At 68.5% G+C, this 17,951-nt stretch carries 14 protein-coding genes and 2 tRNA genes; 8 read left to right on the forward strand and 8 right to left on the reverse strand.

Annotated elements, in window-relative coordinates:
- Positions 1-5: 5 nt before the first annotated feature.
- Genes AC6CID_RS18155 through AC6CID_RS18165 form a run of 3 tightly spaced genes read right to left on the reverse strand, consistent with a single transcriptional unit; the run spans position 6 to position 3,773 of the window.
- Positions 6-2,399 (reverse strand): aerobic carbon-monoxide dehydrogenase large subunit, encoded by a 2,394-nt coding sequence (locus tag AC6CID_RS18155; protein ID WP_064060703.1) that lies wholly within the window; start codon positions 2,397-2,399, stop codon positions 6-8.
- The gene (locus AC6CID_RS18160; RefSeq protein ID WP_019289024.1) at positions 2,399-2,884 is read right to left on the reverse strand and encodes a (2Fe-2S)-binding protein; all 486 of its coding nucleotides are present in this window, start codon (positions 2,882-2,884) and stop codon (positions 2,399-2,401) included. The genes AC6CID_RS18155 and AC6CID_RS18160 overlap by 1 nt, the downstream gene beginning before the upstream one ends.
- 4 nt (positions 2,885-2,888) lie before the next feature.
- Complete coding sequence (locus AC6CID_RS18165) at positions 2,889-3,773, reverse strand: FAD binding domain-containing protein (RefSeq protein ID WP_024100552.1); 885 nt, start codon at positions 3,771-3,773, stop codon at positions 2,889-2,891.
- A gap of 249 nt (positions 3,774-4,022) precedes the next feature.
- Between AC6CID_RS18165 and AC6CID_RS18170 the strand changes: the two genes are divergently transcribed.
- From AC6CID_RS18170 to gdhA, 3 genes are all read left to right on the forward strand, one after another.
- A complete protein-coding gene (locus AC6CID_RS18170) occupies positions 4,023-4,679 on the forward strand; it encodes a DedA family protein (protein WP_006551111.1) in 657 nt (218 codons plus the stop codon).
- A gap of 62 nt (positions 4,680-4,741) precedes the next feature.
- Positions 4,742-4,815: transfer RNA gene (locus AC6CID_RS18175), tRNA-Arg, on the forward strand.
- Between the two features lie 201 nt (positions 4,816-5,016).
- Positions 5,017-6,360 (forward strand): NADP-specific glutamate dehydrogenase, encoded by a 1,344-nt coding sequence (gene gdhA, locus AC6CID_RS18180; protein ID WP_019289021.1) that lies wholly within the window; start codon positions 5,017-5,019, stop codon positions 6,358-6,360.
- A 131-nt stretch (positions 6,361-6,491) separates the two neighbouring features.
- On the opposite strand, the gene selB is transcribed toward gdhA, so the two are convergent.
- The 3 genes from selB to AC6CID_RS18195 form a co-directional block, all read right to left on the reverse strand.
- Positions 6,492-8,234, reverse strand: a complete 1,743-nt coding sequence (selB, locus tag AC6CID_RS18185; RefSeq protein WP_498354277.1) for a selenocysteine-specific translation elongation factor — start codon at positions 8,232-8,234, stop codon at positions 6,492-6,494.
- Positions 8,234-9,538 (reverse strand): L-seryl-tRNA(Sec) selenium transferase, encoded by a 1,305-nt coding sequence (gene selA, locus AC6CID_RS18190; RefSeq protein WP_064060701.1) that lies wholly within the window; start codon positions 9,536-9,538, stop codon positions 8,234-8,236. The genes selB and selA overlap by 1 nt, the downstream gene beginning before the upstream one ends.
- A gap of 32 nt (positions 9,539-9,570) precedes the next feature.
- A tRNA-Sec gene (locus AC6CID_RS18195) sits at positions 9,571-9,665 on the reverse strand.
- A 58-nt stretch (positions 9,666-9,723) separates the two neighbouring features.
- Between AC6CID_RS18195 and selD the strand changes: the two genes are divergently transcribed.
- The 5 genes from selD to AC6CID_RS18220 all read left to right on the forward strand — a co-directional run bounded on the left by selD (position 9,724) and on the right by AC6CID_RS18220 (position 17,492).
- On the forward strand, positions 9,724-10,746 hold the full coding sequence (gene selD / locus AC6CID_RS18200) for a selenide, water dikinase SelD (RefSeq protein ID WP_024100547.1): 1,023 nt from the start codon (positions 9,724-9,726) through the stop codon (positions 10,744-10,746).
- A gap of 109 nt (positions 10,747-10,855) precedes the next feature.
- Positions 10,856-14,227, forward strand: a complete 3,372-nt coding sequence (gene fdh, locus AC6CID_RS18205) for a formate dehydrogenase (RefSeq protein ID WP_498354278.1) — start codon at positions 10,856-10,858, stop codon at positions 14,225-14,227.
- Entirely contained in the window at positions 14,224-15,135 is a 912-nt protein-coding gene (locus AC6CID_RS18210) for a 4Fe-4S dicluster domain-containing protein (protein WP_024100544.1), read from the forward strand. Before fdh ends, AC6CID_RS18210 begins: the two co-directional genes overlap by 4 nt.
- Positions 15,135-16,154, forward strand: a complete 1,020-nt coding sequence (gene nrfD / locus AC6CID_RS18215; protein WP_498354279.1) for an NrfD/PsrC family molybdoenzyme membrane anchor subunit — start codon at positions 15,135-15,137, stop codon at positions 16,152-16,154. The genes AC6CID_RS18210 and nrfD overlap by 1 nt, the downstream gene beginning before the upstream one ends.
- 33 nt (positions 16,155-16,187) lie before the next feature.
- A complete protein-coding gene (locus AC6CID_RS18220; protein ID WP_006554384.1) occupies positions 16,188-17,492 on the forward strand; it encodes an L-lactate MFS transporter in 1,305 nt (434 codons plus the stop codon).
- A 22-nt stretch (positions 17,493-17,514) separates the two neighbouring features.
- Here AC6CID_RS18220 and AC6CID_RS18225 read toward each other — a convergent pair whose 3' ends face one another.
- Entirely contained in the window at positions 17,515-17,715 is a 201-nt protein-coding gene (locus AC6CID_RS18225; protein ID WP_482127729.1) for a hypothetical protein, read from the reverse strand.
- A gap of 15 nt (positions 17,716-17,730) precedes the next feature.
- A complete protein-coding gene (locus AC6CID_RS18230) occupies positions 17,731-17,943 on the reverse strand; it encodes a hypothetical protein (RefSeq protein WP_482127728.1) in 213 nt (70 codons plus the stop codon).
- Positions 17,944-17,951 lie beyond the last annotated feature (8 nt).

Here is a 17,951-nt window from a genome sequence, read left to right on the forward strand (position 1 = left end):
GTCGCTCAGATCGGCGGGGTCGCGCGACCCTGCATGGCTTCCCACACCCGCGACGGTGTCAACGGCATGTCGGCGTGCCGGACGCCGAGGGGTTTCAACGCATCGACCACGGCGTTGACGATCGCGGGCGGGGAACCGACCGTGGCGGATTCGCCGATGCCCTTCGCGCCGATCGGGTGATGCGGTGACGGAGTGACGGTGAACGCCGTCTCGAGCGTGGGTACCTCGAGGGCGGTGGGGATCAGGTAGTCCATGAACGACCCGCCCAGGCAGGTGCCGTTCTCGTCGAACGCGATCATCTCCATCAGGGCCATGCCGATCCCGTCGACGATGCCACCGTGCACCTGCCCTTCGATGATCATCGGGTTGATGCGGGTGCCGCAGTCGTCCACGGCCAGGAACCGGCGGATCTTCACCTCCGCGGTGCCGGGATCGACGTCGACGACACAGAAGTAGGCGCCATAGGGATAGGTGAGGTTCTCGGGGTTGTAGCAGATCTGCGCCTCGAGACCGCCTTCGAGACCTTCGGGCAGATCGCCGGCGCCGTGGGCCCGCATCGCGATGTCCTGGATCGTGACCGCCGCCGACGGGTCGCCCTTGACTCGGAAGGTGCCCTTCTCCCATTCGAGATCGGCGACGGAGACCTCGAGCATGCCCGATGCGATTATCTTCGCCTTGTCGCGCACCTTGCGGGCTACCAGCGCGGCGGCCGCGCCGGACACCGGTGTCGAGCGGCTTCCGTAGGTGCCGAGCCCGAAGGGGGTGTTGTCGGTGTCTCCGTGGACGACGTCGATGTCGTCGGGCGGGATGCCGATCTCCTCCGCGACGATCTGCGCGAAAGTCGTCTCGTGTCCTTGCCCCTGGGACTGCACCGACAATCTCACCACGGCCTTGCCGGTGGGATGGACACGCAGTTCGCAGCCGTCGGCCATGCCGAGACCGAGGATGTCCATGTCCTTGCGCGGACCGGCGCCGACGGCCTCGGTGAAGAACGACATGCCGATACCCATCAGCTCACCCCGTGCGCGGCGTTCGGCCTGCTCGCGGCGCAGCTCGTCGTAGCCGACGATGTCCATGGCCTTGCGCATGGTGGTCTCGTAGTCGCCCGAGTCGTACTTCCAGCCGGTCTTGCTCGTGTAGGGGAACTGATCAGGGCGCAGGAGGTTTTTCAGGCGCAGTTCCGCAGGGTCCATGTCGAGGTCGTAGGCGAGGCAGTCGACGAGCCGTTCGACGAAGTACACGGCCTCGGTGATGCGGAACGAGCAGGCGTAGGCGACGCCGCCGGGTGCCTTGTTGGTGTAGACCGCGGTCATGTGGGAGTAGGCGGCCTCGATGTCGTAACTGCCGGTGAACACACCGAAGAAGCCGGCCGGATATTTCACCGGGGCCGCGGTGGCGTTGAAGGCGCCGTGGTCGGCGAGGACACGGGACCTGATCGCGAGGATGCGACCTTCCTTCGTCGCCGCGATCTCCCCGACCATGATGTAGTCGCGTGCGAAGCCGGTGCTCATGAGGTTCTCGCTGCGGTCCTCCATCCACTTCACCGGATGACCGGTGACCAGCGACGCGACGATCGCTCCGACGTAGCCGGGGTAGATGGGGACCTTATTGCCGAATCCCCCGCCGATGTCGGGTGAGATGACGCGGATCTTGTGCTCGGGCAGACCCGCCACCAGCGCGTACAGCGTGCGATGGGCGTGCGGGGCCTGTGTGGTGGACCAGAGCGTCAGCTTCCCGGAGATCCGGTCGTAATCGGCGACCGCACCGCAGGTCTCCATCGGCGCGGGATGCACGCGTGGATAGACGATCTCCTGCCGGGTGACGACGTCGGCCTTCGCGAAGACCGCGTCGGTGGCCGCGGCATCGCCGGTTTCCCAGTCGAAGCAGTGGTTGTCGGTCTTGCCGTCGAGATCGGTCCGGATCACCGGTGCCTCGGGCGACAGCGCCGTGCGCACGTCGACGACCGGGTCGAGCATCTCGTAGTCGACGTCGATCAGTTCGAGGGCGTCGCGCGCCGAGTAGTGGTCGTCGGCGACGACGAAGGCGACCTCCTGACCGTGGAAGCGCACCTTGTCGGTGGCCAGCACGGCCTGTACGTCGTTCGACAGCGTCGGCATCCAGGCGAGTCCCTTCTCTGCCAGATCGGCGCCCGTGATCACCGCCCGCACCTTCGGGTGCGCGAGGGCGGCGGACGTATCGATGCCGTTGATGCGCGCATGCGCAACCGGCGATCGGAGCACCGCGAGATGCAGCATGCCGGGCAGCCGGACGTCGTCGACGTAGTTGCCGCGGCCCCGCACGAACCGCGGGTCCTCCTTGCGCAGCATCCGGCCGTGTCCGCACGGCTTGCCATCGTTGTCCTGTTCCTCCGGGCGTGTGTCCGGTTCGACCGCGGTCATCACGACACCTCCGTGGGTTGCGCCTTCGAGGAGTGTTCGGCGGCCCACCGGACCGACCGGACGATGGTGGTGTAGCCGGTGCAGCGGCAGATCTGCCCGGAGATCGCCTCGCGGATCGTCGCCTCGTCGGGGTCGGGATCGCGGTCGAGCAGGGACCGCGCGGTGATCATCATTCCCGGGGTGCAGAAGCCGCACTGCAGTCCGTGGCAGCGCACGAAGCCTTCCTGCACGGGGTCGAGGACACCGTCGCGTTCGAGTCCCTCGACGGTGAGCACCTCGTGGCCGGCGGCCATGACCGCCAGCGTGGTGCACGACTTCACCGGCTCGCCGTCCACGGCGACGACACACGTACCGCAGTTGCTCGTGTCGCAACCCCAGTGGGTTCCGGTCAGACCGAGGTGGTCGCGCAGGAAGTGCACGAGCAGCGTCCGGGGTTCGACGTCGGCGGTGACACTCTCGCCGTTGACCGTCATCGAGATCTGCATCGGTTCACACCCTTTCGGTGACGCCGAGACGTTCGGCGGATTGGCGCAGGGCCCGCACCGTCAACTCCGATGCGAGGTGACGCTTGTAGGCGGCGGTGCCGCGCTGATCGGTCTCGGGATCGCATGCCGACGCGGCCGCCGCTCCCGCCTCGCGGAAGAGTTCCTCCGAGGCCGGCGAGCCGCGCAACAGCTCGGACACCCTGGACAGCGCCGCCTCGTCGGCGCGCACCGCCGTCAGCCCGACACGCGCGTCGGTGATGCGTCCGTCGTCCGACATCCACAGCGCGGCGCCCGCGGCGGCCACCGCCCAGTCGCCGGTGCGACGCTCGACCTTCTCGTACGCACTGGCCCCGGTGCCCTTCCTCGGCAGCCGCACCTCGACGAGCAGTTCGTTCGGGGCGACCGCCGTCTCGTAGGGGCCGAGATGGAAGTCGTGGAAATCGAGCTCGCGCACCCCGCCCGGTCCGCGTACGACACAGGTCGCGCCGAGCACTGCACACACGGTGGACAGATCCTCGGCAGGATCTGCCTGACACAACGACCCACCGAGCGTTCCACGATTGCGGACGACAGGATCGGCGATCACGCGCTCGGCATCGCGGAAGATCGGGAAGATCTCGGCGAGTTCGTCGGATTCGAGAAGCCGGCGGTGCCGGACCAGGGCACCGAGGCGCACGGACCCGGGTTCGAACACGATGTGATCGAGTTCGTCCGCGAGATCGTTGATGTCGATCAAGTACTCCGGATTCGCGAGCCGAAGTTTCATCATCGGCAGCAGACTGTGCCCGCCGGCGACGACCCGGGCCCCCTCTCCGTGCCGGTCGAGCAACTCGACGGCGTGATCCACTCCGGTGGCACGCTCGTACTCGAATGGGCCAGGAACCTGCATGAAGAACTCCCGCCATCAGGTGGCGCGGACCGGTTTCCCCCACCAGCCGCCCACGATTCCCCCTTGGTGCGATCATAGTAGACCCGACTCGAGATCGATGCGACGAAACGGGCGAATCGGAATCGAATCGTTCCCTTGCGGTCGACGGTGTGTGCCGTAACGCCGCCGTCGTCCGGAGTCCTCGGCGGTGCGAGCGGATAGCGTGGAAGGAGCCGACCGGCGGACCCGACGGGAGCACCACACAGATCCATGGACGTGATCAACGAATTCATCATCGGCCAGGCCGCAGCCCTGTGGGTCTACCCGTTGCTCTTCGCCGTGTGCATCCTCGACGGCTTCTTCCCACCGGTGCCCAGCGAGACCGTCCTGGTGACCCTGTCGTCCCTCTCCGGCTCGACCGGGCGTCCTTACCTGTGGATCGTCATCGTGCTCGCGGCGCTCGGCGCGATCATCGGTGACAACATCGCGTACGCGATCGGACGGAAGGTCGGTACCGAACGGTTCCGGTGGATGCGCCGCCCGAGGGCACGAGCCGCTTTCGCGTGGGCGCGGCGCGGACTCGACAAGCGCGGCGCCGCAGTGATCCTCACGGCGCGATACATCCCGATCGGCCGGATCGCTGTGAACATGACGGCCGGAGCGACCCGCTACCCGCGGCAGAAGTTCGTGCCGCTCACGATCCTCGGTGGCACGACCTGGGCGCTGTATTCGGCGTTCGTGGGGCGCCTCGTCGGCGGTTGGTTCGAATCGCAGCCGCTGTTCGGCGCCGCGGTCGCCATCTGCGTCGCGGTGGTCCTGGGTGTCGGAATCGACCATCTCATCCAACGGTTCAAGACCGGTCGAGTGGACGTTCCGCGGGGCGAATCGAGCCCCGACGACGAACGGGGCAGCACGCTCGAGCGCTGACCCCGGCGGGTACGAGGGTGTGTGCGGCGACTTCGGGGAGCACCCGCTAAGATTCTGGCCGCGCCTCCGTAGCTCAGCTGGATAGAGCAAGAGCCTTCTAATCTCTAGGTCGCAGGTTCGAGTCCTGCCGGGGGCACCTCGACCGCCGGCGGACCACCCGTCGCGAGGCCGCACATCATACCGGTGAACTGGGCATTTCGCCCGGCAGACAGGCCGTTCGGATCGTGTGTTTCTCATCCCACCTTGCCGCAGGGTTAACACATGCTAAGGGCCACGTCCTATAGTTCTCGTCGTAAATCCCGTGTTACAGAATCCTCACAGAGTCAGGTAGGTGGGCGTGTCGACATCGGACCGCATCGAAGAGATCTACGAGCAGGTCAAGGCCCGCAACGCAGGTGAACCCGAATTCCACCAGGCTGCGGCCGAAGTGTTCGAGTCTCTGCATGTCGTGCTCGAGCGGCACCCCGGATACTTCGAATCCGGTCTGATCGAGCGCCTGTGCGAGCCGGAGCGGCAGATCATCTTCCGCGTGCCGTGGATCGATGATCAGGGTAACGTCCACGTCAACCGTGGCTTCCGCGTGCAGTACAACAGCGTTCTCGGCCCCTATAAGGGCGGGCTGCGCTTCCACCCGAGCGTCAACCTCGGCATCGTCAAGTTCCTCGGCTTCGAGCAGATCTTCAAGAACGCCCTCACCGGCCTGCCCATCGGCGGCGGCAAGGGCGGCTCGGACTTCGACCCCAAGGGTCGCTCCGAGCAGGAGATCATGCGCTTCTGCCAGTCGTTCATGACCGAGCTGCACCGCCACATCGGTGAGTACACCGACGTCCCGGCCGGTGACATCGGCGTCGGCGGCCGCGAGATCGGGTACCTGTTCGGCCAGTACAAGCGCCTCACCAACTCCTACGAGTCCGGCGTCCTTACCGGCAAGGGCCTGACCTGGGGTGGTTCGCAGGTGCGCAAGGAGGCCACCGGTTACGGCGCGGCCTACTTCGTCAACGAGATGGCCAAGACCGCCGGCACCTCGCTCGACGGCCGCACCGCCGTCGTCTCGGGTTCGGGCAACGTCGCGATCTACGCCATCGAGAAGATCCACCAGCTCGGCGGCACCGCGATCGCGTGCTCCGACTCCTCCGGCTACATCGTCGACCGCAAGGGCCTCGACGTCGCTCTCCTCAAGGAGATCAAGGAGGTCCGCCGCGGACGCATCTCCGAGTACGTCGACGAGCGCGGCGACGCCGAGTTCTTCCCCGGCGGCAACATCTGGAACGTGCCGTGCGACGTCGCACTGCCGTGCGCCACGCAGAACGAACTCGACGAGGACTCGGCGAAGACCCTTGTCAACAACGGCGTGAAGATCGTCGCCGAGGGCGCCAACATGCCCACCACCCCGGGCGGCATCAGTGTCTTCCGCGACGCCGGAGTCGCCTTCGCGCCCGGCAAGGCCGCCAACGCCGGTGGTGTGGCGACCTCGGCGTTGGAGATGCAGCAGAACGCCTCGCGCGACTCGTGGCACTTCGACTACACCGACGAGCGTCTCGCCGGGATCATGGCCGACATCCACGGCCGCTGCGTCGAGACCGCCGCCGAGTACGGCAAGCCGGGCGACTACATCCACGGCGCCAACATCGCCGGCTTCGTGAAGGTCGCCGACGCCATGTTCGCACTGGGCGTCATCTGACGCTGTGTTCGCACTGGGCGTCATCTGACGACTGATTCTTCATGCGAAGTGCGGGTACCGACGAGTTCGGTACCCGCACTTCGCGTTTCGGGTGAAGAGTCGTCCCGCCGGAGAGTGCGGGGACGGCGACTCTAGCGGACGATCTGGCGGCGGTCGTCGGGGAGCCGGCGTGTGCGACCCGCCTTGTCGAGCCGGTCGAGCAACGGCAGGACCACCCGCCGTGTCGTTCCCAGGCGTTCGCGCGCGGCACTGGTCGTGAAGGGCTGGTCCAATTCGCCCAGCAGCTCCACGGCCGTGTCGGCGGCGTCGGGGAGCAGGACGATGCCCGGGCCCGCCCGCCACAACCGTCCGCTGCGTTCGGCCGCGCCGAGGGCCCGGTCGTCGAGGCCGAGCTCGCGTAGGCGATCGGCGGTCGGGGCCGCGAACGGGGCGGCCGACAGGTCGCGGCGCACCTGCTCGACGGCTTTGCGGATCTTCGGCGGTAGACCGTCGGCGCCGGGAGCGATCACCCGCCCCCCGACCACTTCGAGCGGAGGTCGCACCAGCGCCCGGACGAGGTCCGGTGTGGGAAGACGCAGCTGCGACGCCAGCACCGTCAACGGCGCCGCCGGATCCAGTGGATGGGTGCGGGCATGGGCCTGCACGAGTGTGGGCAGCCGGTCGGCGACGGTCTTCGCGAGACCAGGTGCGACGAGCCACGGCCCGACCGTCAGGTGCTCTCCCCGTGCGAGTGGGATGCCCAACTGTCGCAACCGTTGCCGGTGCAGGAGTCCGCGGCGGGCGAGTTCGTCGGCCAGGTGCGGCGTCCCGTCGGCCCCTGCCAGTTGCAGCGCGCGGCGTGCCGCCGCGCCGCGACGCCGGAATCGGGGTGGATCGGGGTCGAGAACGTCGGCTCGCCAGATCATCCGGCGGCCCGGGTCGCGCAGCAACGCGCGGTCGCCGATCCGCAGGGGCAGCGGGCGGTCGAGGGTGAGCCGGACGAGATCGTCTGCCAGCGGACGGCACCGGACACCGACGTCCGCGGCTCCGATGTGCAGCACCGGAGCGACGGGCGGCCGGTCGTCGCCGCTGATCCGAACGTCGACGACGGTGGTGTGGTGCCACGCGCCGGGCGTGACGAGCACACTGCCCCGTCCCAGATCGTCGACCCGGCCGGTGAGATTGAGGGCGACCCTGGCCACGCCGCTCACCGCGCTCCGGTCGCGACCGAGTGCCTGCACGCTGCGGACCCGCAGCGGCGTGTCCCCCAGCACGAGGGTGTCCCCCACGCGCACCGTGCCCGCGGGAAGGGTTCCGGTGACGACGGTTCCGGATCCACGCACGGTGAACCGGCGGTCCACCCAGAGCCGGACGTCGGCCTGCGGATCGGGGTCCGGAAGCGAGGCGACCATCGTCGTCAGTGCGCTCCGGAGGTCGTCGAGGCCCATCCCGGTGCGCCCGCTCACGGCGACGACGGGCGCCCCCGCCAGACTCGTGCGGGCGACCTTCGCCGCGGCCCGCGCGGCCGCGGGTCCCGGATCGGCGAGATCGGCCCGGGTAACGGCGACGACCGCGTGGCGCACGCGGAGCGCGTCGAGTGCTGCGAGGTGTTCGGACGCCTGCGGCATCCACGGATCGTCGGCGGCCACCACGAACAGCGCGGCCGGGACCGATCCCACTCCGGAGAGCATCGTCGTCAGGAATCGCTCGTGCCCGGGGACGTCGACGAAGGCGACCTCCCCCACCTCTGGCCAGGACGTCCAGCAGTAGCCGAGTTCGATGGTCAGTCCTCGTCGCCGTTCCTCGGCGAGCCGATCCGGGTTCGCACCGGTGAGCGCCTCGACCAGCGTCGACTTGCCGTGATCGACGTGACCGGCGGTCGCGACGACCTGCATCAGGATCCTTCGCGAGCGGCCACGCGCGTCACGGCGTCGATCAGCTCGCCGTCCTCGGCGGGGTCGACCGCGAGCAGGTCGAGCAGCAACCGGCCGCGTTCGACGCGGCCGACGACGGGGTGCTCACCGAGCCGCAACGGGAGTGCGAGATGTTCGGGCAGGGCGATCGCGACGCTCGGCAGGACGACGTCCGGGGCGCCACCGCCCCCGACGACGCCGTCGGAGTCGACCACCTCGGGTTGGCACTCCGAGGGCAGCGCCACGCAGATCGCCTGTGCGCGGGCGCGGAGATCTTCCGGGCGGGAGGCCAGCGCCGACGCCACGGGTGGCATCGGTCCCGTCAGGGTCGCTTCGAGAGCGGCCAGGGTGAGCTTGTCGACGCGCAGCGCCCGCGCGAACGGGTCGCGCCGCAGGCGTTCCACGAGTTCGGCCCGTCCGAGCAGCAGGCCGGCCTGCGGACCGCCGAGGAGCTTGTCGCCCGAGGCGGTCACCAGGTCGGCGCCGGCACGCAGCGCGGTGGTGGCGTCGGGTTCGTTCGACAGCCGCGGATGCGGCGCGAGCAGACCCGATCCGATGTCGACCACGACGGGCGGTCCGAGTCCGGAGAGTTCCCGGACCGACACCGACGACGTGAAGCCGCTGACGGTGAAGTTCGAGGGATGCACCTTGAGGACGAAGGCGGTGTCGTCGTCGACGGCCGCGGCGTAGTCGCTCAGGCGCACGCGGTTGGTGGTGCCGACCTCACGCAGCGTCGCGCCCACGGATTCCAGCAGTTCCGGGATCCGGAAGCCGTCACCGATCTCGACCAGTTCGCCCCGTGCGATCACGATCGAGCGACCACCGCGTGTGAGCACCCGGGTGACCAGGGCGAGAGCCGCGGCACCGTTGTTGACGACGTGGATGCCGCCGGCGTCGGGTACCTGTTCGGCGAGTGCTTCGAGGGCGCCGCGTCCTCGCCGTCCGCGCCGACCGGTGGCCAGGTCGAGTTCGACGTCGGTGGCGCCCGCCGCGGTGGACACCGCCTCGACCGCCGCTCGGGACAGCGGAGCGCGACCGAGATTGGTGTGCACCACCACGCCGGTCGCGTTGACGACGCGGCGCAGGGTGGTCGCCTGCTGCGGCAGCGACGCGACCGCGACGTCGGCGACGGCATCGGGCCCGATCTCGCCGTCGCGGCACCGTTGCTGGGCCGCGACGACGGTCTGCTTGACCAGTCGGGCGCCGAGCCGGTCGACGGCCTCGCGCAGGCGCGGATCGGCCAGGACCTGGTCGGTGCGGGGAACGTCCCGCCTCGGATCCGGCACGCGCTCCTCATCCCACGGTCGACGAAAACTTTTGGCGGAGGCGGACGGGAATCGAACCCGCCCAGCCCAGATACTGGGCCACAACGGTTTTGAAGACCGCGACCGTCACCAGACGAGAACCACCTCCGCGCTCACCCTAACCGAAGTCGGGCCCTCGGTTACGACTCGCCCGTATGTTTGGGTTCATGACCGCACACGTCGACTTTCCCGAGGGCGCCATCCGACTCACCCAGTACGCCGCCGGCGGCGGGTGCGCATGCAAGGTTCCGCCGGGTGAACTCGAGCGGGTGCTCGGCGGTCTGCAGGGTGGACGGGCCTCCGGCGAACTGTTGGTGGGTGTGGAGAACGGCGACGACGGAGCCGCGGTCCGGATCGATCCGGCGCCCGACGGGAGCGGCCGGGCCGTCATCGTGACGGCCGACTTCTTCACCCCGGTCGTCGACGACGCCTACGACTGGGGACGGATCGCCGCCACCAACGCCATGTCCGACGTCTACGCGATGGGTGGCACGCCGATCATCGCGGTCAACCTCCTGGGCTGGCCGCGCGAGCTCATCCCGTTCGAACTCGCCGCCGAAGTCATGCGCGGCGGCGCCGACGCGTGCGCCGAGGCGGGTGCCCATCTCGCCGGCGGGCACAGCATCGACGACCGGGAGCCGAAGTACGGACTGGCGGTCACCGGTCTGGGCGATCCGGATCGCCTGCTGCGCAACGACGCTGCCACGCCCGGCCTGCCGCTGACTCTCACCAAGCCGCTCGGTCTCGGCATCCTGAACAACCGTCACAAGGCCACCGGCGAGCGTTTCGAGGAAGCGGTCGCGGTGATGACGACACTCAACCGCGAGGCGGCACAACTTGCGCACGAGGCCGGTGTCCGCGCCGCCACCGACGTCACCGGTTTCGGTCTGCTCGGCCATCTGATGAAGATGATGCGGGCCAGCGGCACGACCGCCGTGATCGACTCCGCGGCCGTGCCGTACGTCGCGGGAGCGCGCGAGTCGCTCGCGGAGGGATTCGTGCCCGGCGGGAGCCGTCGCAATCTCGATTGGGTCCGCGAGCAGGTCGACTCCGAGGTGGACGACGACGAACTACTCCTGCTCGCCGACGCTCAGACGTCCGGCGGTCTCCTGGTCGTCGGGGAGCTCCCCGGCCATCCGGTCATCGGGGAGGTGGTCCCCGCGGGCGAACACGCGATCCGGGTGCGCTGACCCCGACGACCGACGGACATGCCGACACACCTGCACGGGATCCGGATTAACCGGCACGAAGCGCGGGTAGACGGTAACTTCGGAACGAGAGCGCAGGAAAGGAGCACCGATGGCGGAGAAAGACACGTCCCTCCCCTGGCCCGTCCTGCGCCAGTTCCTCGGTAAGGACCTGCTCGGACGCGGCAAGGCCGCACGGTCCCGTCGTACCGAGGAGATCGAACCGCGCACCTCCACCGCCGATCGTGTCGCCCGCAGCGTGTGCCCCTACTGCGCTGTCGGATGCGGACAGAAGATCTTCGTCAAGGACGAAAAGGTCGTCCAGATCGAAGGCGATTCCGACAGCCCCGTGAACCGCGGGCGCCTGTGCCCCAAGGGCTCGGCGAGCAAGAACCTCGTCACCAGCGAGCTGCGCGAGACCCGGGTCCGCTACCGCCGGCCCTACGGCACCGAATGGGAAGACCTCGATCTCGACACGGCCATGGAGATGGTCGTCGACCGCGTGCTGAAGACCCGCCGCGAGACCTGGCAGGAATTCGACGACAAGGGCCACCGTGTCCGGCGCACGATGGGCATCGCCAGCCTCGGCGGTGCCACGCTGGACAACGAGGAGAACTACCTCATCAAGAAGCTGTTCACAGCGATGGGGGCGGTCCAGATCGAGAACCAGGCCCGCATATGACACTCCGCCACCGTCCCCGGTCTGGGGACCAGCTTCGGGCGCGGCGGCGCCACCGGCTACACAGCCGACCTGGCCAACGCTGACTGCATCATCATCCAGGGTTCCAACATGGCCGAGGCCCACCCGGTGGGCTTCCAGTGGGTCGTGGAGGCCCAGAAACGCGGTGCCCGCGTCATCCACATCGACCCGCGCTTCACCCGTACAAGCGCGGTGGCGGACAAGCACGTCCCGATCCGGGTCGGCAGCGACATCGCCTTCCTCGGCGGCATCGTCAACTACATCCTGAGCAACGGGCTGGACTTCCGCGAGTACGTCGTCAACTACACGAACGCCGCGGTGCTCGTCAGCGACAAGTTCGAGGACACCGACGATCTCGACGGGCTCTTCTCGGGCTTCGACCCCGAGAAGCGGACCTACGATCCGACGAGCTGGCAGTACGACGTGGAGGACGAATCCGGCGACCTGCACAAGTCGCAGGCCAACGGCTCCGACGAGCACGCCGAGCATCGGGACACGGCCGCGGGCCTGCAGAACGAGTCGCACGGCATGCAGACGGCGAGCCACCCGAGGCGCGACGAGACCCTACAGCACCCGCGGTGCGTCTACCAGGTGCTCAAGCGGCACTTCGCCCGCTACACCCCCGAGGTGGTCGAGCAGGTGTGCGGCGTCTCGCAGGAGGACTTCCTCGACGTCTGCCGCGCGTGGACCGAGAACTCCGGTCGGGAGCGGACGACGGCGCTCGTCTACAGCGTGGGCTGGACCCAGCACAGTGTCGGTGTGCAGTACATCCGCACCGGCGCGATCCTGCAGCTGCTGCTCGGCAACATGGGCCGCCCCGGCGGAGGCATCATGGCGCTGCGCGGTCATGCCAGCATCCAGGGCTCGACCGACATCCCGACGTTGTTCAACCTGTTGCCCGGCTACCTGCCGATGCCCGACGCGAACAAGCACCACTCGTTCACGGACTGGGTCGACAGCGTGCGCAACCCGGGCAGCAAGGGTTTCTGGTCGAAGGCCGACGCCTACGCGGTGAACCTGCTCAAGGCATACTGGGGCGACGCGGCGACCGCCGACAACGACTACTGCTTCGACTACATGCCGAAGATCACCGGCGACCACGGCACCTACCGTTCGGTGCTCGACATGATCGATGGAAAGGTCAAGGGCTACTTCCTCCTCGGGCAGAACCCGGCCGTCGGCTCCGCCCACGGGCGCGCGCAGAGGCTCGGGATGGCAAACCTCGACTGGCTCGTGGTGCGCGACCTGTTCGAGATCGAGAGCGCCAACTTCTGGAAGGACTCCCCGGAGATCGAGACCGGTGAGATCGTGACCGAGGAGTGCGCCACCGAGGTGTTCCTCTTCCCGGCGGCCTCCTACGCCGAGAAGGAAGGCACCTTCACGCAGACCCAGCGGATGCTGCAGTGGCGGGAGAAGGCCGTCGAGCCGCCCGAGGACTGCCGCTCGGAACTGTGGTTCTTCTACCACCTCGGCCGCATGATGCGGGAGCGTCTGGCCGAGTCGACCGACGAGCGCGACCGTCCGCTGCTCGACCTGGTATGGGACTACCCCGTGCACGGCGAGTACGACGAGCCGAGTGCCGACGCAGTGCTCATGGAGATCAACGGCTACGACGTCGCGACCCGTCGGCCACTGTCGTCGTTCACCGAGATGAAGAACGACGGCTCCACCCTCGGTGGCTGCTGGATCTACACCGGGGTCTACGCCGACGGCGTCAACCAGGCCAACCGGCGTAAGTCCCGGCACGAGCAGTCGTTCGTGGCTCCCGAGTGGGGCTGGGCGTGGCCGATGAACCGCCGCATCCTGTACAACCGGGCATCCGCCGACCCCGAGGGCAGGCCGTGGAGCGAACGCAAGGCCTACGTGTGGTGGGACGAGGACGCACAGCAGTGGACAGGTGCGGACGTGCCGGACTTCGAGAAGACGAAGCCGCCGAGCTACCGCTCCCCCGACGGCGCCGACGGTGTCGAGGCGCTCGAAGGGATCGATCCGTTCATCATGCAGGGCGACGGCAAGGGTGCCCTCTACGCCCCCCAGGGGCTCGTCGACGGTCCGATGCCGACGCACTACGAACCGGTGGAGTCGCCGTTCCGCAATCCGCTCTACGCGCAGCAGGCCAACCCGACGCGCATGGAGTACCGGCGTGACGACAATCCGATGAACCCCTCACCGCCGGAAGAACACAGCGACGTGTTCCCCTTCGTATTCACGACGAGTCGTCTCACCGAGCACCACACCGCCGGCGGCATGAGCCGCTATCTCGAACATCTCGCCGAATTGCAACCGGAGATGTTCGTGGAGGTCTCCCCCGCCCTGGCGGCCGAACGCGGACTCGAGCACATGGGCTGGTGCCACGTCGTCACCGCCCGCTCTGCGATCGAGGGCCGGGTCCTGGTGACCGAGCGGTTGCGTCCGCTGAAGGTGGAGGGACGGACCGTCCACCAGGTGTGGATGCCCTATCACTGGGGCAGCGGCGGCATGGTGACCGGCGACTCGACGAACGATCTGTTCGGAATCACGTTGGACCCCAACGTGCTCATCCAGGAGACCAAGGTCGGTACGTGCGACGTCCGGGCAGGACGCCGACCGTCCGGAGCGGCACTGCGGGAGTACGTCGAGGGATATGCGCGGCGGGCCGGGGTAACCGATCACGTGTACCCACCCATCGTGACGGTCCCGGACGGCGATACGGCGTCGGACGACCCACGTGCCCCGGAGACCTCGGACGACCCACGTGCCCCGGAGACCTCGGACGACCCACGTGCCCCGGAGGAGGACGAGTGACGGGTCCCAACAGCTTCTTCGGACCGATCGACCCGGCACCCGATGCCGGGTACGAGGATCCGCCGGCTCGCAAGGGCTTCTTCACCGACACCAGTGTGTGCATCGGGTGCAAGGCCTGCGAGGTGGCCTGCAAGGAGTGGAACGACGTCCCCGAGAACGCCTTCGCGATGCTCGGCACCTCGTACGACAACAGTCATTCGCTCAACGCCAATCAGTGGCGGCACGTCGCCTTCATCGAGCGCCCTGCGGAGTCGAAACCGCCGGTCTCGCTGGGGATGCCGACCGTCGGCGCGACCCCGACGGAGCTTCCGGAGGAGGAGAAGCCGGACTTCCGCTGGTTGATGTCCTCGGACGTGTGCAAGCACTGCACCCACGCGGCGTGCCTCGACGTGTGCCCGACCGGGTCGCTGTTCCGCAGCGAGTTCGGCACGGTGGTCGTGCAGGACGACATCTGCAACGGCTGCGGATACTGCGTCGCTGCGTGCCCGTACGGCGTCATCGACCGTCGCAAGGGTCCAGAGGGCGACCCGAAGGTCGGTATCGCCCAGAAGTGCACGCTCTGTTACGACCGTCTCACCGACGGCCAGACCCCGTCCTGCGCGCAGGCGTGCCCCACGGAGTCGATCCAGTACGGCGACGTCGAGGAACTGCGCGCTCGCGCCGAGGAACGACTGGCCGCCCTGCACGAGCGCGGCGTGAGCGAGGCACGACTCTACGGCAACGATCCCGAGGACGGGGTCGGCGGGACCGGCGCCTTCTTCCTGCTCCTCGACGAACCGGAGGTCTACGGCCTGCCGCCGGATCCGGTGGTGACGACCAAGGATCTGCCGGAGATGTGGACCCGCGCCGCAGTGGCAGCGGTCGCGATGCTGGCGGGCGCCGCCGCGTCGTTCCTGAGGAGGCGCTGATGACCCAGGTGCAGCACGGCGGCAGCCCGGGCAACCCCCGCCGGTCCGGAGGTGGTCGCGGCGGCGACCGGGTGATGGTGCCGGAGGCCGACTTCGAGTCCTATTACGGACGCCAGATCGTGAAGCCGGCCCCGTGGGAACACGACATCGCGATCTATCTGTTCACCGGCGGCGTGGCCGCGGGCAGCTCGCTGCTCGCCGCGGGTGCCGATCTCACGGGGCGGCCCGCCCTGCGTCGCGTCGCCCGATTCGGTTCGCTCACATCGCTGCTCGTCAGTGTCGGTGCGCTGGTTCACGATCTCGGCAAACCGAGCCGCTTCCTCAACATGCTGCGAGTCGCCAAACCGACCTCCCCGATGTCGGTCGGTACGTGGATCCTGTCGCTGCACGGTCCGTTCGCGGGCGTCGCGGCGGCCGCGGAGATCGCCGCGATGCTCCCCGCTCGGTGGAAGCGCGGGCCGGTGCGCCTGCTGGTCGCCCTGGGCCGGCCCGCCGGGATCGTGGGTGCACTGACGGCACCGCCGGTCGCCGCCTATACCGGAGTCCTGTTGTCCGACACCGCAACCCCAGCCTGGCACTCCGCCTTCAAGGAAATCCCCTTCGTGTTCTGTGGGTCGGCAGCGGCCGCATCGGGTGGTCTCGGACTGCTGGGTGCGCCGGTCGCCGAGGCCGGGCCGGCACGCGCCTTCGCCGTCGGCGGTGCGCTCGTCGAACTCGCGACCGAGCAGCAGATGGAGAAGTCGATGGGCCTGTCGGCCGAGACGCTCCACCAGGGCCGCCCCGGGCGACTGATGAGGGCCAGCAAGGCATTGACGGTGGCCGGCGCGCTCGGCGCACTCGCCGGCCGCCGCAATCGCGTGGTATCGGCAGTGTCCGGTGCCGCTCTCATGGCCGGTTCGCTGTGCACGCGACTCGGCGTCTACGAGGCCGGCATCGCGTCGGCGAAGGATCCCAAGTACACCGTCGTTCCCCAGCGTGAACGAGTCGATCGCGGGGAACCCGTTCGTTACCGCAGCTGAGATCCGGCTCGCGGGCAGGACGAGGGAGAACGCATGGACTCCGGCAAGCCTACGCGCGAACCACACGGCGACGCCGCGACGGCTCAGCCTCCGGGCAGCTTCCGCTGGCTCCTCGTGGCCGGGGGTCTGTTGCTGCAGTTCTCGATCGGCGCGGTCTACGCGTGGTCGGTCTTCGGCGGAGCCCTCGAGAGCGCCGACTCCTGGCAACTGAGCACGGTCCGGGCCTCACTGCCGTTCACCGTGACCATCGGCATGATCTTCATCGGCACCTATCTCGGTGGCCGACTGCAGGATCTGAAAGGTCCCCGAGTCGTCGCGTTGATCGGCGGCATCATCTATGCGCTCGGCATCCTCCTCGCCTCCTTCACCGACGGAGCCGAGGACTACTGGCTGCTCATCCTCGGGTACGGCATCATCAGCGGTTTCGGGCTGGGCTTCGCGTACATTGTCCCGATCGCCATGCTGCAGAAGTGGTTCCCCGACAAGACCGGTCTCATCACCGGACTCGCTGTGGGCGGTTTCGGGTTCGGCGCCGTGCTCACCTCGCCGGTCGCGCAGTGGCTCATCGACCGGAATCCGGACGACCCCACGAGCGCCTTCCTGCCTTTGGGTATCGCCTACCTCGTGATGTCGCTGGCCGGTGCGGCACTCTTCCGCAACCCGCCCGAGGGGTACACCGTGCCGGGCTTCGACCCCGTCGGCCGCGACGGCAGCGGAGCGGACCGCGGCAAGGAGTACACCCAGAACGAGGCCCTCCGCACGCCCCAGTGGTACCTCCTGACCGCCATCCTCACCCTGTGCGTGACCGCCGGCATCTCCCTGATCTCGCAGGCGAAGCCGAGTGCGTCCGACATCGCCGGTTTCAGCACCTCCGGCGCGGCGGCACTCGTGGGCGTGCTCGCGATCTTCAACGGCGCCGGCCGGATCGTGTGGGCGGCGATCTCCGACCATATCGGCCGGATGAAGACCTTCACCGCACTGCTCGTGCTGCAGGGCGTGTGCCTGATCGTGCTGCCGCATGCCACCGGCGTGGTGCTGTTCTCGGTCCTGGCCGCGATCATCTATCTCTGCTACGGCGGCGCATTCGGCACCATGCCCGCCACCGCCGGCGACTTCTTCGGGGTCCGCAACGCCGGCGCCATCTACGGCCTGATGCTCATCGGGTGGAGCATCGGCGGCATCATCGGCCCGATCATCGCGTCTACGCTCCTCGGCGACGACAAGGCCTATACCCTCGCCTACACCACCATCGGCATCATCGCGCTCGTATCGGTCGTGCTCACGATGATCACGAAGGTACCCGCGGCACGCCGGGAGTCGGCCTCGGCCCGGTCCTGATCCGGAGCGCCGCCCTGCTCGCTCACACTCGGGGCGCTTCGTGGGTGTGCAACCACGAGACGACCTGTGTGCGGGAGTGCACGCCGAGTGTGTCGAGGATCCGTTCCAGGGCACCGTTCGCCGCGTCGACTGCAGAGCCGAGGCGCCCGAGATGGAAATGGGCGAGCCCCGAGACCCACAGCGCAGAGGCCTTGTTCCACCGCTCGCCGTGCTGGCCCGCCATCTCGACGACACGAGCTCACGCCTTCAGGGCGTCGTCGCGTCGTCCGTCGTAGGTCTGCGCCATCGCCAGCTGGAACAGGCAGGTCAGGTGGGCGGCGTGGTGGCCGTGCGCACGATGCACCCGGGCCGCACGGAGGTAGAGGCCGATCGCCTCGGCCGTCGCCCCGCAGAACAGTGCGTGCAGAGCGCTCCAGTGCGCGACGAGGTGGCCGGGTCCGTCACCCCGCACCACCTCGA

Source organism: Rhodococcus sp. GQ147 (assembly GCF_059759155.1).

Bases quoted from the DNA above. Each gene is read 5' to 3' on its own strand.
- AC6CID_RS18155 (WP_064060703.1), bottom strand. From the start codon at position 2,399: ATGACCGCGGTCGAACCGGACACACGCCCGGAGGAACAGGACAACGAT.
- AC6CID_RS18160 (WP_019289024.1), bottom strand. From the start codon at position 2,884: ATGCAGATCTCGATGACGGTCAACGGCGAGAGTGTCACCGCCGACGTC.
- AC6CID_RS18165 (WP_024100552.1), bottom strand. From the start codon at position 3,773: ATGCAGGTTCCTGGCCCATTCGAGTACGAGCGTGCCACCGGAGTGGAT.
- AC6CID_RS18170 (WP_006551111.1), top strand. From the start codon at position 4,023: ATGGACGTGATCAACGAATTCATCATCGGCCAGGCCGCAGCCCTGTGG.
- selB (WP_498354277.1), bottom strand. From the start codon at position 8,234: ATGCAGGTCGTCGCGACCGCCGGTCACGTCGATCACGGCAAGTCGACG.
- selD (WP_024100547.1), top strand. From the start codon at position 9,724: ATGACCGCACACGTCGACTTTCCCGAGGGCGCCATCCGACTCACCCAG.
- nrfD (WP_498354279.1), top strand. From the start codon at position 15,135: ATGACCCAGGTGCAGCACGGCGGCAGCCCGGGCAACCCCCGCCGGTCC.
- AC6CID_RS18220 (WP_006554384.1), top strand. From the start codon at position 16,188: ATGGACTCCGGCAAGCCTACGCGCGAACCACACGGCGACGCCGCGACG.
- AC6CID_RS18225 (WP_482127729.1), bottom strand. From the start codon at position 17,715: ATGGCGGGCCAGCACGGCGAGCGGTGGAACAAGGCCTCTGCGCTGTGG.